Origin of the sequence: Methylomonas sp. HYX-M1 (assembly GCF_040741385.1) — a bacterium.
GTDB classification, from domain to species: domain Bacteria; phylum Pseudomonadota; class Gammaproteobacteria; order Methylococcales; family Methylomonadaceae; genus Methylomonas; species Methylomonas rhizoryzae.
In genome coordinates this window covers 2,551,535-2,566,507 of sequence record NZ_CP160405.1, presented here as the reverse complement: position 1 = coordinate 2,566,507, position 14,973 = coordinate 2,551,535, and the positions used below count along the sequence as shown (strand labels likewise).

The 14,973-nt window shown below is 54.9% G+C and carries 9 protein-coding genes; 8 read left to right on the top strand and 1 reads right to left on the bottom strand.

Annotated elements, in window-relative coordinates:
* Positions 1-6: 6 nt before the first annotated feature.
* From AB0A83_RS11535 to nqrM, 4 genes are all read left to right on the top strand, one after another.
* Positions 7-675, top strand: coding sequence for an NADH:ubiquinone reductase (Na(+)-transporting) subunit D (locus AB0A83_RS11535; RefSeq protein WP_150048533.1), 669 nt, complete (start codon positions 7-9; stop codon positions 673-675).
* Entirely contained in the window at positions 675-1,283 is a 609-nt protein-coding gene (nqrE, locus tag AB0A83_RS11530) for an NADH:ubiquinone reductase (Na(+)-transporting) subunit E (RefSeq protein ID WP_150048531.1), read from the top strand. The genes AB0A83_RS11535 and nqrE overlap by 1 nt, the downstream gene beginning before the upstream one ends.
* A 12-nt stretch (positions 1,284-1,295) precedes the next feature.
* Positions 1,296-2,516 carry an NADH:ubiquinone reductase (Na(+)-transporting) subunit F gene (gene nqrF / locus AB0A83_RS11525; RefSeq protein WP_150048529.1) on the top strand — a complete coding sequence of 407 codons (1,221 nt, stop codon included), beginning with the start codon at positions 1,296-1,298 and terminating at the stop codon, positions 2,514-2,516.
* 90 nt (positions 2,517-2,606) lie between these two features.
* Complete coding sequence (gene nqrM / locus AB0A83_RS11520; protein WP_150048527.1) at positions 2,607-2,801, top strand: (Na+)-NQR maturation NqrM; 195 nt, start codon at positions 2,607-2,609, stop codon at positions 2,799-2,801.
* A 199-nt stretch (positions 2,802-3,000) separates the two neighbouring features.
* Here nqrM and hldE read toward each other — a convergent pair whose 3' ends face one another.
* Positions 3,001-4,431: a bifunctional D-glycero-beta-D-manno-heptose-7-phosphate kinase/D-glycero-beta-D-manno-heptose 1-phosphate adenylyltransferase HldE gene (gene hldE / locus AB0A83_RS11515; RefSeq protein WP_367154188.1), complete on the bottom strand. Its 1,431-nt coding sequence runs from the start codon at positions 4,429-4,431 to the stop codon at positions 3,001-3,003.
* Between the two features lie 443 nt (positions 4,432-4,874).
* Here hldE and AB0A83_RS11510 point away from each other — a divergent pair, with 443 nt between their 5' ends.
* The 4 genes from AB0A83_RS11510 to AB0A83_RS11495 are packed head-to-tail and all read left to right on the top strand — an operon-like array spanning position 4,875 to position 14,973.
* Complete coding sequence (locus AB0A83_RS11510) at positions 4,875-5,996, top strand: two-component system response regulator (RefSeq protein WP_150048524.1); 1,122 nt, start codon at positions 4,875-4,877, stop codon at positions 5,994-5,996.
* Positions 5,997-6,018: 22 nt separating this feature from the next.
* A complete protein-coding gene (locus AB0A83_RS11505; RefSeq protein WP_367154186.1) occupies positions 6,019-8,832 on the top strand; it encodes a PAS domain-containing protein in 2,814 nt (937 codons plus the stop codon).
* Entirely contained in the window at positions 8,813-11,365 is a 2,553-nt protein-coding gene (locus tag AB0A83_RS11500; RefSeq protein ID WP_367154185.1) for a PAS domain S-box protein, read from the top strand. Before AB0A83_RS11505 ends, AB0A83_RS11500 begins: the two co-directional genes overlap by 20 nt.
* Positions 11,362-14,973: a PAS domain S-box protein gene (locus AB0A83_RS11495; RefSeq protein ID WP_367154184.1), complete on the top strand. Its 3,612-nt coding sequence runs from the start codon at positions 11,362-11,364 to the stop codon at positions 14,971-14,973. The genes AB0A83_RS11500 and AB0A83_RS11495 overlap by 4 nt, the downstream gene beginning before the upstream one ends.

Sequence of the window (14,973 nt, the reverse complement as noted above, 5' to 3'; positions counted from 1 at the left end):
GTCGTCATGGACAAAGAAACCAAAAAAGTATTATTCGAGCCGTTGGTCGACAACAACCCCATCACCTTGCAGGTGCTGGGAGTTTGTTCCGCATTGGCGGTAACCTCGCAAATGTCTACCTCGCTGATCATGGCCTTGGCCCTGACTTCGGTAACGGCTTGTTCCAGCGCGGCGATCAGCGCCGTGCGTCAGCACACCCCCAGCAGCATCCGGATTATCGTGCAGATGATTATCATCGCCTCGCTGGTGATCGTGGTGGATCAGTTGTTGAAAGCCTTTGCGTTCGACGTCAGTAAAAAACTGTCGGTATTCGTCGGCTTGATCATCACCAACTGTATCGTCATGGGCCGCGCCGAAGCCTATGCGATGAAAAATCCGCCGCTGCAAAGCTTTATCGACGGTATCGGCAACGGTGCCGGCTATAGCTTGATCTTGATTCTGGTGGCGCTGGTGCGTGAAACCTTGGGTTCGGGCAAACTGCTCGGCTTCGAAGTGTTGCCCTTGGTCAAGGACGGCGGCTGGTACGTGCCGAACGGCTTGATGTTGTTGCCGCCTAGCGCGTTTTTCGTGATCGGTTTGATCATCTGGGCCTTCCGTACTTGGAAACCGAAACAAGTCGAACACAACGAGTTCAAAATTATGGCCATTGCTCACGGTGAAGGAGGGCATCACTAATGGAAGCCTATATTGCCTTATTTGTTAAAGCGGTTTTCATCGAAAACCTGGCCCTGTCGTTCTTCCTGGGGATGTGTACCTTCTTGGCGGTGTCCAAGAAGATTTCCACAGCGATGGGCTTGGGCGTTGCGGTGATGGTGGTGCAAACCCTAACCGTGCCGGCCAACCAGTTCATCTATCAAACCTTGTTGAAAGAAGACGCTCTGGCCTGGCTCGGTATCACCGGCGTGGATTTAAGCTTTTTAAGCTTGTTGAGCTGTATCGGCATGATTGCGGCGATCGTACAAATTCTGGAAATGTTTCTGGATAAGTTCGTTCCGGCTTTGTACAACGCGCTGGGTATCTTCCTGCCGCTGATCACTGTGAACTGCGCGATTTTGGCCGGTAGTTTGTTCATGATCGAGCGCGACTACAACTTCGGCGAGAGCGTGGTGTACGGCGTCGGTTCCGGTTTCGGTTGGGCGCTGGCGATCACCTTGATGGCCGGCGTGCGCGAGAAACTGAAATACAGCGATGTACCGGCCGCGTTGCAAGGCCTGGGCATCACCTTCATCACCGCAGGCTTGATGTCTTTAGGCTTCATGGCGTTCTCTGGAATTCAATTGTAAAAGGGTATCGTAATGCTAGAAATTGCATTAGGGGTTATTTTCTTCACGGCTATCGTGATTGCGCTGGTGTTTATGATCATCGGCGCCAAAAACAAGCTGGTAGCCGCCGGGGATGTGGAAATTCTGATCAACAACGAAAAGAAGATACACGTGCCGGCCGGCGCCAAATTATTGAACGCGTTGTCGGATAATCAACTATTTGTTTCTTCGGCCTGCGGCGGCGGCGGTTCCTGCGGCCAATGCAAGGTTAAAGTGCACAAAGGCGGCGGCGATATTTTACCGACCGAGTTGTCGCACATTACCAAGCGCGAAGCGGCGCACGGCGAGCGTCTGGCTTGCCAAGTAGCGGTTAAAACCGATATGGAAGTCGAAGTCGAGGATAGCGTATTCGGCGTCAAAAAATGGTTGTGTACGGTTAAATCCAACGACAATGTCGCGACTTTCATTAAAGAGTTGGTGTTGCAATTGCCGGAAGGTGAAGCGATCAACTATCGCGCCGGCGGTTACATACAAATCGAATGTCCGCCGCACGTATCCAAGTACGCGGATATGCAGGTCGCCGAGGAATACCGTCCTGATTGGGACAAGTTCAATCTGTGGCGTTATGTATCCGAGGTGACGGAGCCCACCTTGCGCGCTTACTCGATGGCGTCTTATCCGGAAGAGAAAGAAATCATGTTGAACGTGCGTATCGCCACGCCGCCGCCTAACGCGCCGGAAGGCACGCCGCCGGGCATCATGTCCTCGTTCATCTTTAACCTGAAACCCGGCGATCAAGTGTGGGTATCCGGTCCTTACGGTGAATTTTTTGCGAAAGATACCGACGCCGAAATGGTATTCATCGGTGGTGGTGCCGGTATGGCGCCTATGCGTTCGCACATTTTCGACCAGTTGCGCAGGTTGAAATCCAAACGCAAAATTACCTTCTGGTACGGTGCCCGCAGCAAACGCGAAATGTTCTACGTCGAAGATTTCGACATGCTGCAACGCGAAAACGATAACTTCAAATGGCACGTGGCCTTGTCCGATCCTTTGCCGGAAGACGAGTGGACCGGTTATACCGGCTTCATCCATAACGTGTTGTTCGAGGAGTTCATCAAAAACCATCCGGCACCGGAAGACTGCGAGTTCTACATGTGCGGTCCTCCGATCATGAACTCGTCGGTAATCAACATGTTGTTGGCAAACGGAGTGGATAGGGAAAACATCTTCCTGGACGACTTCGGCGGCTAACCCGGTTTATTGCTGAACTATTAAAACGGGGAGTAACCTAAGCGGTTCTCCTCGTTTTTTGTTCCGGCACGTTTTTGTTGGAGAGCGGATATGAGTTATTTTTTAGTGACGTTTTTATTTATGTTGGTAGTGGTGGCTATTATGGCGATAGGCGTGATATTCGGCCGCCACGCGATCAAAGGCTCCTGCGGAGGGACAGGTAACTGCATTTGCAAGGAAAAATGCGATGCCAGGAAAAAACTCGAAGCCGAACAGCTGGCCGCAGGCAGCGATTGTCAGGCTTGATTGAAGCGTTTGCCGGTCCGGCGTCCGGCAATGGTTGATCTTAAAAGCGGTTTTAGTGTTGTGAAAGCCCTTGCCGGTAAGATTCCGTCGAAATACGGGTATCTGTCTATTACCAGTTTAGCCGTCCGGGTGAGCTTGCAAATGTTACTCACCCTGTTTGTACTTTACTTTGATAGCTCAACTTCAAAGTGAAGGTGATTTAACTTTGCAGCTTTTCTTTTATCGTCCGAATAATCCCCGTCGTCGAATGTCCCTCGATAAACGATAGGATTTTTACTTCTCCGCCGGCAGCCAGCACGCTGGCGTGGCCGGCTATGCCGGTGATGTCGGTGTAGTCGCCGCCTTTGACCAGGACGTCCGGTAGCAGTTGGGCTATGACTTCCTCGGGCGTGTCTTGTTCGAACGCTGCCACCCAATCCACACACTCCAGAGCGGCCAACATTTCCATACGGTGTTCCAGATTGTTGACCGGCCGTTCCGGGCCTTTCAAACGCTTGACCGAGTCGTCGCTGTTGACCAGCACGATCAAACGGTCGCCCAAGGTTTTGGCTTGTTGCAAGTATCGGACGTGGCCGGGGTGCAAGATGTCGAAGCAGCCGTTGGTGGTGACCACTTTTTCGCCGTTGGCTTTGGCTGCGGTACGCTGTGCCAGCAGTTCCGGCCCACTGCACACGCCTTTGTGCCGGGCGCGCGGGCTTTGTAAAGCGGTGGCCAATTCGTCGATATTGACGGTGGCTGTGCCGAGTTTGCCGACCACGACGCCGGCGCCGACATTAGCCAGCTGAGTGGCTTCCGCCAGCGGAGTTTTTGCGGCCAGGCTGGCGGCCAGGACCGAAATGACGGTATCGCCGGCGCCGGTGACGTCGAATACCTCACGGGCGTGGGTCGGTAAATGCAGCGGTTCGGCAGCGTGGTTGAGTAAGGTCATGCCGTGTTCGCCGCGGGTAACCAGCAAGGCATCCAAACCGAGTTCCCTGATTAAGTTCATCCCGCGCTCGACGATTTGTGCCTCGCCGTGGCAAGGGCCGACCACTGCCTCGAATTCGCTTAGATTCGGGGTAATCAAGCTTGCGCCGTGATAAATTGAAAAATCGCTGCCTTTGGGATCCACCAATACCGGCTTTTTCATTTGCCGGGCTAACTGTATGAATCGTTGCACCTGACTTAAGGTGCCTTTGCCGTAATCGGACAACACTACGACTTGGGATTGAGTGAGTTCGGCATGAAACAAATGCAACAAAGGATCGGTGTCGACGTGCTGAAAACCGTCCTCGAAATCCAGCCGGATCAATTGCTGATGTCGGCTCATGACCCGTAATTTGGTGATTGTCGGAAAATTGGCAATCGCTTGAAATAGACAGAGTACCCCGGCTTTTTTCAATAGAGCTTCCAAGGCCGCGGCTGCCTCGTCTTGGCCGACAAAACCCAACAGGGAGGCTTTGGCGCCCAGCGCGGCAATGTTCAGCGCAACGTTGCCGGCGCCGCCGGCCCGTTCTTCGTGTTGTTTGACGTGTACCACCGGCACCGGCGCTTCCGGGGAAATCCGCGAGGTCGGGCCGTGCCAGTAACGGTCCAGCATCAAGTCGCCGACAACTAAGACTCGCGCGGCGGAGTAATTCGGTAAGTGCATAAGGTCTGAAGCATTTTATAAATAACCTCGCTATTATAACGCTACTATCCTGGTCGGGCCGCGGCGGCACGCGCTGAGAGAGGCATTTGCTTATGAAGAAAATGAATTCGTATAACGGAAGCGACAGCCGGCATATTATGACTCTGTATAGCGCCTCACAAAATTTTGCAGCGGTTTGCGAATTCGAACCGTTTACGATTATTATGCAAAACCCTTTATTGCTAATGGATTTGGGCTAGGCTTTGTAAAGGGTGGCCAAACTAGCAAGCAGCATTAACTTTTGCGGCTGTTTATTCCTTCAAAGGGATATTGGAGTTGTCTCCCGGCATGCGGTCATCATCGCGTTTCTCTCTGTACTGAGTAGCGAATTCAAGCCCGAGTAGGCGCGTCTCAGTCTGCGCGGGATAATTCACTTAGATCCTTGCATAATAGGTATTGTGATAATGGAACAAGAAAGCAAGCTTTGCGTTCCTACTTTAAATAAAGCATCCAGCGACACTCAGACCATTTTGGTGGTAGACGACACACCGGACAATTTGGCGCTCATGGATGCCTTGTTGCAAACGACTTATCGAGTTAGGGTAGCCAATAACGGCGAACGTGCTTTAGAACTGGCAAACGTGCAACCGCTTCCTGCGTTGATATTGTTAGACGTCATGATGCCGGGCATGGATGGCTTTACCGTTTTGGCCAGACTGAAAGCCGATCCACTCACCAACGATATTCCGGTCATCTTTATTACCACTCTTGATAGCCAGGAAGATCAATTGGCCGGATTCGATCTAGGCGCGGCGGATTATATTACCAAGCCCATTATGGCGCCCGTTGTGTTGGCGCGAGTTCGGACTCATCTTGAGCTTAAGCAAGCACGGGACAGATTACGGGATGATAAAGCCTGGCTGGAAGCCGAGGTCCAGCAGCGGATGAAAGAAAACGAATTGGTACAGACCGTCAGCATACGGGCCTTAGCGCATCTAGCGGAAACTCGAGATCCGGAAACCGGTAATCATATTCATCGTACTCAGGGCTACATTCGTCTTCTGGCCAATAAATTGCAATCGCATCCGCGCTTTGCCGACTTTCTGACGGAAGCCTATATTGCGATGTTGGTCAAATCGGCGCCGCTACACGATATTGGTAAAGTCGGTATTCCCGACAATATTTTGCTGAATCCCGGCAAACTGGCTGGCGAAGACTGGGAAGTGATGAAAACCCATGCCAAGCTGGGATCGGATGCCATAGAGCGTGCGGAACGGGACGCCGAACAACCGGTCGCCTTCTTGCGCATCGCCAAGGAAATCGCGCGCTGGCACCACGAAAAGTGGGACGGCAGCGGATATCCCGACGGTCTGGTCGGCGATGCCATCCCTATTTCCGCCCGGCTCATGGCGCTGGCCGATGTGTTCGATGCCTTGGTGTCGTCGCGGCCTTACAAACCGGCGCTGCCGTATGAACGCGCGCGGGCTATTATCGCTGAAGGAAAAGGAAGGCATTTCGATCCGGACGTGACCGACGCGTTTTTGGCTGGTTTCGATGAGTTTGTGGCCATAGCCGAGAATACTTAAGAGCGGAGTGTAGCGCTCGGCCATGAACGATTCCCCCAAACAGCGCTTGGCCAATGCCGGTGGGCCTTTACTGATCGTTACCGTATACGCGGTATTCGGCGCACTATGGATCTTGCTTTCCGACGGGGCTTTAAAACTGTTGATCCAAGATGCCGCCCAGTTTGCCGTGGTCAGCATGTTGAAAGGCTGGTTGTACGTAGCAGCCACTTCGTTATTGTTGTACGGATTGTTGCGGCGTTTCGAACTTAGACCGTTAAAAACAGCCGCCTATACGTCGCAAGCGGGCTTTCGCCGCTGGCTGCCCTTCACTCTGTTGACTTTGTGCGTCATCGGTTCCGGGGCTTTCGGCATCACCTATCACTGGCAACAGCAACAGCGCGACGAGCTGGCCCGTATTAAAGCCTTTGCAAATCGCAATGCAGCCGGTATTGCCGACGAATTGGAAAAATATGCTAAGAATGCAGCCTATCTACGCGGCAATGCCTATTTTGCGCAGTTGCTACAGCAATGGCTTATCCTTGGCAATGCAGCCGCCGCAACACACTTACGCATCTGGGTGAGCGAATACGAGCAATCCATGGGGTTTGCTTCCGCCTTATTTCTCGACCCGTCCGGACGTAAACTTTGGTCTTCGAAAGCGACTGCGGAAGATATTTCGCCGCCGCTGCTCGCGGCGGTTCAGCAAGCGGGCGCGGCAGGCGGCGTTGTCCGTACCGAACTCTATCCGGATGCCGAACGGAAAATTCATTTGGATTTTGTCGTGCCTATTGGCGCCGATCAACAAATATTGGCGGTCGTAGTGTTGCGCACCGAACCGCTTGACCGGCTCTTCACCCTGTTGCAAGCAGGGCCGGATGCAGGAGCTAGCGGCGAATCCTTGCTGCTGCGCCGGGATGGCGCCGATGCCTTATACCTCAGCGCATTGCGTTACCGTCAGAACGCGGCTCTGTCCTTGCGCCAGCCGCTGGTTGATGCCGATTTGCTGTCAAGTCAATTACTGCAAGGCGCTAAACAGCCCGGAGAATTGATCAGCGGCGTCGATTACCGCGGCGAAGCGTCGGTTGCCGTAGCTTACCCGGTACCCGGTACGGATTGGTTTTTAATCGTCAAAAAAGATAGCGCCGAGTTTTACGCCAATGCCAGTAAAGACTCGGCCGGACTGCTGTTGATTTGTCTGTTGGTGTTGGCGATCGGCGGTACCTTGCTCACCTTGCAGGATCAGCAGGCGCAGCTTAAGTTAATCGAGGAACGGCAGCGGACGCAACAGGCGGTGCAGCTGCAAGCGGAAATACTCGCCCACCTTACCGAGGGCATCAACGTCATTGGCGGCGACGGACGTATTTTGTTTACCAATCCGGCCTTTGCTGCCATGTTCGGGTATCGGATCGACGAACTGCTCGAACGTGATCTTGCCATGCTCAGCGCGCAAACCACGAAGCAAACACCGGCGGAAGTTGCCGGTCAGATCATCGAACAACTTCGGACAAGCGGACGTTGGCAAGGAGAATGGCTCAGCCGCCGCAAGGACGGCAGCATTTTCTGGAGTTATGCCGATATATCCCGTCACGAAATGCCGGTTTGGGGCCCGGTTTGGTTATCGGTCCAGCACGATATTTCCGATCGTAAAATGGCGGAAACCCGGCTAAATCAACGTAATGAAATGCTGGAGCGTTTCAACCGCATCGCCGTCGGCCGAGAATTGGCCATGTTGACCATGAAGCAACAGATTAACGCTTTGGCCGGCGAACTCGGCCGTCCTCCCCCATATACCGGGAGTTCCGAGACGGCCGAACCTTGGCAACCCGAAGATGCGCAACAGGTGCAAGTGGCCATGGTTAACTTACTGGAAGACGCACAAACGGCCCGCGACGAAGCCAATAAAACCGCCCGGACCTTACGCGCCAGCGAACGTCGCTTACTCATGGCGCAAGAAGGCGGGCACGTCGGTATTTGGGAACGTAACTTGCTCGACGACTCGATCTATTGGTCGCCGGAATGCGAAAGACTTTACGGGGTGGTGCCCAGCAGTCAGCATAGCTACCAAGACTGGCGCGCTCGACTTTATCCCGACGATCTGAATCTGTTCGACGCTCAATGGGAGCGGCACATCGAGCGGGGCGAACCGTTCGAAACCGAGTTTCGTATCCGCCGCGAGGATAACGGGGAGATACGTTGGCTGTATTGCAAAGGTAGCGCTCAACGCGACGAAAACGGCAACATTGTCCTGTTGTCCGGCATTCACATCGATATCAGCGATAGAAAACAGGCGGAATTAAGACTGGCGGAAAGCGAGCAACGCTACCGAACCTTGGCCGACAATTTGCCCGGCGCCGTCTATCGCAGCGAAGTAAATCCCCCCTGGCGCATGATCATGCTATCCGACGGCGTGAAACTGTTGGTCGGTTATGAAGCCTGTGCTTTTCTGGCCGGCGATTCCCCGTTGACCTGGACCGAGATAGTGCTCGCCGAAGACAGGGTCGGCGTCGAACAAGCGGTAAGCATTGCCGTTGCCTGTCGTCAGCCGTATCGCCTGGTATACCGTATCCGCCACGCCGACGGCGGCATCCGTTGGGTTATCGATCACGGCAGGGCCGGTTACGATGCGAGCGGTTCAGCCGAGTTTCTCGACGGCGTCATCATCGACGTCACGTTGCAAAAACAAGCCGAAGAACAGTTGCGCAAGCGTAACGCCGAACTCGAACGCTTCAACCGGGTAACCGTAGGCCGGGAATTACGCATCATAGAGATGAAAAAAATGATCAATGCGCTATCGCAAGAACTGGGGCGCGAACAGCCGTACAGATTGACTTTTTTACATGACGAACAGAAATCCTGACAAAAGCCCGGGTTTCGGCATTTCGCTTGCGCTCCTGTGTCCTTTTACGGCCTGCGGCCTGCAGTGGCTGTTTTGGGACGCTTACATCAAACCTTACGTGTGGTTTTTATTTTTCCCCGCCGCTTTTTGTAGTGCCTGGCTGGGCGGGCTGCGCGGCGGCTTGACCGGTACGGCAATCTCCACCTTGCTCGCTTGGTACGTGTTCATTCCGCCGCAATTTGCATTGACCGTGGTGGATACCTCCTCACTGGCTTCTATCGCATTGTTTGCCGTAATGGGCGGTTTGTTCGCCTGGTTGTTCGAGCGTTTGCAGCGGGCTATGCGCAACAGCGAGGAGGCGAGGTTGTCGGCCGAACGTAGCCAACAACAGCTTACCGGGCTGTACCGGAAAACCTTGGAACTCGACCAATTGAAAAGTCAATTCTTCGCCAACGTTAGTCACGAACTGCGAACGCCTCTGACCCTAATCATGGCTCCGTTGGAAAAGCGTCTAACCATGGTTAACGGCGATACGGCGGAAAGGAGAGAAACAGAGATGATGTTGCGGAATGCCCGGCTGCTGTACCGTCAGGTTTCCGATTTGCTCGACGCCGCCAAACTGGAAGCAGGCAGCATGCAAATTCACTATGCGCGCCTCGATTTAGCGGAATTAACCCGAACTACTGCGGCGTATTTTGACTCTTTGGCCAATGAACGCGGTATTGCTTTTGTAGTTAATGTGCCCGCTGCGTTGCATGCCGAAGTCGACGCTGAAAAAGTAGCGCGCATCTTGCTCAACCTATTGTCCAACGCATTCAAATTCACGCCGGATGGCGGCTATATCGACCTTAGACTCCTCCGGACCGATGCGGCGGCAGTGATAGAAGTTGAGGATAACGGTCCCGGCGTGCCGGCCGATTTACGCGAGGCGGTATTCGAGCGTTTTCGCCAATTGGAGGGCAATGCCGATCGCCGGCACGGCGGAACGGGTTTGGGCTTGGCTATCGTCCGCGAATTTGCCGCGTTGCACGGCGGTAGCGCGCTGCTAGGCGAGGCTCCCAGTGGCGGAGCGCTGTTTTCGGTGCGTTTGCCGCTTACCGCCCCGGCCGGTATCTCATTGGCGGCGGCAAGCCGGTCCGACGCTCTCATAGGCAATCGGGCGGCTATCGAGAGTTCGCTAGCGCGTCCCATGCCGGCAGCTGCCGCAACTACAGCGGACAGCCGGGACGCGCCATTGATCTTGGTGGTAGAAGACAACGCCGATTTGCAAACCTTCATCGCCGCCAGTCTGCAACCTTATTATCGGGTTGCCGGCGCGGCTAACGGCCGGCAAGGCGTTACGTTAGCGTTATCGCTGATGCCGGACCTGATTTTGACCGACCTGATGATGCCGGAAATGAGCGGCGATACGATGATTGCCGAACTGCGCCGGCAACCTGAATTTGCCGATGTACCCATCCTGGTCCTCTCCGCCAAGGCCGACGACGCGTTGCGCATACGCTTACTGCAAGCCGGCGTTCAGGAATATCTGATCAAACCGTTCAGAGTCGACGAATTATTAACCCGAGTAGCCGGTTTGATAGGCGAGCGGCAACGGATAGATTCCAGGCTTAGGGAAAGCGAAAACCGATTCGAAGCCACCTTCGAACTGGCGGCGGTGGGAATTGCCCTGGTCGCGCCGGACGGCCGTTGGCTGCGAGTCAATGCAAAACTTTGCAATATTGTCGGCTACTCGGCCGCCGAACTGTTAGCCAAGACTTTCCAGGACATCACTCACCCGGACGATCTGGCGGCGGATCTAAGATGCGTCAGGCAAATGCTGGAACGACGTATCGATCACTATACGATGGAAAAACGCTACCTTCGCAAGGACGGCAGCATCGTCTGGGTCAATCTCAGCGTGTCCTTGGTCGACAAGTCCGACTGCAGTCCGGATTATTTCATATCGGTAGTAGAGGACATTTCCAGGCGCAAACAAGCCGAAGCGCAACTGGAGTTATGGCGGGAAGCTTTCGAAAAGTCCGAGTTCGGCGTGGCGATAGGCGATCCCGCCACCCAAACCATACTCGCCGTCAACCCCGCTTTTGCCCGGCAGCGGGGCTACTCTGCCGAAGAATTGGCGGGCAAACCGGTCGAGACCTTGTTTCCCGAGGATTGTTGGGAAACAGTCAGGCCGCGCATACTCGACGCCGACCGGTTAGGCCATGCCAGTTTCGAATCCGAACATCTGTGCAAGAACGGCGAGCGCTTTCCGGTGCTGTTGGATATTACGGTTACCCGGGCGCCGGACGGTAAACCGATGAGACGGATAGGCTTCGCGCTGGACATCAGCGAACGCAAGCAAGCCGAACGGGAGCTCCGTCGGCAAACGGAAGAATTGCAACACCGTAACCTGGAATTGGAGCGTTTCGATAACGCCGGGATCGACCGCGAACTGGCGATGATTCGGCTCAAGCAACACGTGAACGATTTGGCGGCAGAGCTAGGACGCATGCCGCCCTACGACGTGTCATTTACGGATCAGGCCGATGTGCCGCCGGAGAATTCGCCGTGATCCGGGGGTTCCCACCGCCGCGCCCACGTCTGCTTCCCTATGTTCTGGCGATACTATTGCCGTTGCTGATGTTCGCCGTTCGCATGCAGTTGGTTGTCGTATTCGGCCAACGTCCGTTACTGATTTTGTTCATGCCGGCGGTCATCGCCATAGCGATGTTAGGCGGTTTGGGGCCTGGTCTGGTTACGACCGCTTGTACCGGATTGCTGACGGCATATTATTTTGTCCCGTCTCAAGAGCACTGGGCGATTACCGAAAGCCATAATCTCCTGCAATGGAGCATGCTGATACTGAGTGGCATTTTGGCCGGTGTATTGGCCGAGTCGCAACGCCGCTCGCAGCAATACGAGGCGGATAGGCGCCGCGAGTTGATGGATGCGCACCGGCAATTGCAGGAAAGCGAAATCCTGTTCCACTCGATTTTCGACGGCATGCTGGACGCTGCCACCCTTACCGATACCGAGCGCCGCATCAAGCTGGTGAATCCGGCGTTTACGCAAATGTTCGGTTATACGCCGGAAGAGGCTGGCGGCCACAGCACCCGGATGTTGTATGCCGATCCCGCCGACTTTATCGAACAAGGCATTCGCCGCTATCGGCTCGAAACGGGCGGCGATACCGCGGTTTTCGAAATGCGTTACCGGCGTAAGGATGGCAGCGAATTTTTGGCCGAAACCAGCGGGACCCGGATTGTGGCGCCGCACGGCAAAGTGCTCGGTTTCATGGCGGTTCACCGCGACATTACCGAACGCAAGCGCACCGAACGGGAGCGAGCCGAAGCCCAGGCCGCCGCCTTGCAGACGCAAAGCATGGCCAGGTTGGCTGCCCTCAACCGCCTGGAGGATGCCAACACCGCACGTCGAGAGGCCGAGGCCAGCCAAGCGTATTTGGAAGCGGCGATGGCCGCTATGTCCGAAGCGTTGTTCATCACCGATTGCGCAGGGCGTTTTATTCATGTCAACGACGCTTTTGCGGCTTTTCACCGCTTCAACGGTAAAGCGGAATGCGCCAAAAACTTTGCCGACTATCCCAGGCTGCTGGAAACGTTTCTACCTTCCGGAGAACCGGCCCCGCTCGAACAGTGGGCGATGCCGAGAGCCTTGCGGGGCGAATCGGCTACCGATCAGGAATACGGCTTACGGCGCAAAGATACCGGCGAGTCCTGGATGGGCAGTTACAACATGGCGCCTATTCACGATGCGAACGGCAACATCGTCGGCGCGGTGGTGACCTGCCGCGACATCACGGAACGCAAGAGGGTCGAAAAGGAATTGCAAGACGCGGTGGGCGCACAGCATTCCGCGCATATGGCATTGCTGTCGTTGATGGAAGACGCCATCAATGCAAAACAGGCGGCCGAAGACTCGGCCCGGGAACTGCTTCAGTTGTCCATGGCCGTGGAGCAAAGCCCGGAGAGCATTGTCATCACCGATTTAGACGCCAACATCGTTTACGTCAATCCCAATTTTTTGCGGCAAACCGGTTACGACCGCGCGGAAGTGATAGGCCAAAACATCAAGTTGTTGCAATCGGGCAAGACGCCGCGGGAAAACTTCGCGTCGCTATGGGAGGCCATAGCCTCCGGCAATTCCTGGAAAGGCGAATTCTACAATCGCCGCAAGGACGGTAGCGAGTACATCGATTTTGCGATAGTCACGCCGATTCGTCAGGCGGACGGCAGCATCAGCCACTATGTTTCGATACAAGAAGACATCACCGAGAAAAAACGCATTACCGCCGAACTCGATGCGCATCGTAACCATCTCGAGCAATTGGTGTCCGAACGTACCCATCAACTCGAAGAGGCGAAAATTGCCGCCGAAGCGGCCAACGTATCCAAAAGCGCCTTTCTCGCCAATATGAGCCACGAAATTCGCACGCCGATGAACGCTATCCTCGGGCTTACCCATTTGTTGCGCAGCGAAGGATTAAGTCCGCAACAAGCCGAACGCTTGGCTAAAATCGAGAGCGCCAGCCAGCATCTCTTGTCCATCATCAACGACATTCTCGATTTATCCAAAATCGAAGCCGGCCGTATCCAGCTGGAGCATCGCGATTTTCAGCTATACGATATTCTCGATCACGTGCAATCGTTGACATTCGACCAAGCGGCGGCGAAGAACCTAACCATTGCTATCGAAGCCGACGCGGTTCCGATATGGCTACGCGGCGATCCGACCCGCTTGCGTCAAGCCTTACTCAATTACGTCAGCAACGCCGTCAAGTTTACCGAACGAGGCCGCATCATCTTGCGTGCCAAAGTGCTGGAAGACGACGGCAAGCGCCTGCATTTACGCTTCGAAGTGGAAGATAGCGGGATTGGGATTGCGCCGGAAAAACTGCCGATACTGTTTCAAGCCTTCGAGCAGGCCGATCTGTCCACCACCCGTAAATTCGGCGGCACGGGCTTGGGCTTGGCGATCACCCGCCATCTGGCGAAATTGATGGGCGGCGAAACCGGCGCCAGCAGCAGCCTGGGTGTAGGCAGTATTTTTTGGTTGACCGTCCGTGTCGAACACGGCAGCGGCATTGCCGGGTCGCTTGCGGATCGTGCCGTCAAGGATGTCGAGAAACGCTTGCGCCACGAAAAAGCCGGAGCGCATGTCCTGCTGGCCGAAGACAATGCCGTTAATCGGGAAGTTGCGGTGGAACTGTTGCGTATGGTGGGTGTGCTGGTCGATGTTGCTGAGGACGGAGCGGTTGCGCTGAGCAAATCCCGCCTCACCGATTACGATTTGATCCTGATGGACATGCAGATGCCGGGCATGGACGGCTTGGAAGCCACCCGTGCTATCCGTGCCCTGCCGGGCTGGGAAAATAAGCCGATTTTGGCCATGACCGCCAATGCATTCGACGAGGATAGGCAGGCATGCCAGGCGGCCGGCATGAATGATTTTATTGCCAAACCGGTTGAGCCGGATCAGTTTTACGCCACGTTGTTTCGCTGGCTGCCTACCACGCTACAGCCGAGCTTGGCGATGCCTGTCGTTGCAGAAGAGCCGTCCGCTCTGTTAGGCCGTATTCCGGACTTGGATCGCGACCGCGGCCTTAAGTTATTGTCGGGCCGGTTCACCACCTATCTGGAGTTGTTGAAAATGTTCGCCGACGATCACAGCGAGGATATGTTAAAGCTGCGCTCGGCGATGGATGCGGGAAAATCGGATGAGCCGCGGCGTATTGCCCATACGCTGAAAGGCACCGCCGGTAATCTGGGCATTATCAAGGTGCAAGAACTAGCCACGGAATTGGATAAGGCTTTTAGGTTTAATCGTAACGCCGAAGCAATCGACGAATTGATCGAACAATTGGATGAAGCGCTGCATGGGTTTTGTACCGCGTTAGGTACGCTATTTCCCGCCGAGCTAAGCGAGGCGATGGACGCGTCGGTAGACCGGAACCAAATCCGCTTGATATTGCTCGATTTGGAGCAGATGTTGCTTATCGGCGACGCCAAGGCCCGCCAACTGGTGGAAGCGCAAACCGGTTTGCTAAAAAAATTCCTGGGTCCGCAAGCGGAGGAATTCATCCGGCTGGTCATGGGTTTCGATTACGGCAAAGCCTTGGAAATGCTAAGAAAGCGCATGCCGGTGAACGGCGGATCCATTTGA

What these genes read in the sequence shown, in the direction of transcription:
- nqrF (WP_150048529.1), top strand. Translation starts at nt 1,296, where the DNA reads ATGCTAGAAATTGCATTAGGGGTTATTTTCTTCACGGCTATCGTGATT.
- AB0A83_RS11510 (WP_150048524.1), top strand. Translation starts at nt 4,875, where the DNA reads ATGGAACAAGAAAGCAAGCTTTGCGTTCCTACTTTAAATAAAGCATCC.
- nqrM (WP_150048527.1), top strand. Translation starts at nt 2,607, where the DNA reads ATGAGTTATTTTTTAGTGACGTTTTTATTTATGTTGGTAGTGGTGGCT.
- AB0A83_RS11535 (WP_150048533.1), top strand. Translation starts at nt 7, where the DNA reads ATGGACAAAGAAACCAAAAAAGTATTATTCGAGCCGTTGGTCGACAAC.
- AB0A83_RS11500 (WP_367154185.1), top strand. Translation starts at nt 8,813, where the DNA reads ATGACGAACAGAAATCCTGACAAAAGCCCGGGTTTCGGCATTTCGCTT.
- AB0A83_RS11505 (WP_367154186.1), top strand. Translation starts at nt 6,019, where the DNA reads ATGAACGATTCCCCCAAACAGCGCTTGGCCAATGCCGGTGGGCCTTTA.
- hldE (WP_367154188.1), bottom strand. Translation starts at nt 4,431, where the DNA reads ATGCACTTACCGAATTACTCCGCCGCGCGAGTCTTAGTTGTCGGCGAC.
- nqrE (WP_150048531.1), top strand. Translation starts at nt 675, where the DNA reads ATGGAAGCCTATATTGCCTTATTTGTTAAAGCGGTTTTCATCGAAAAC.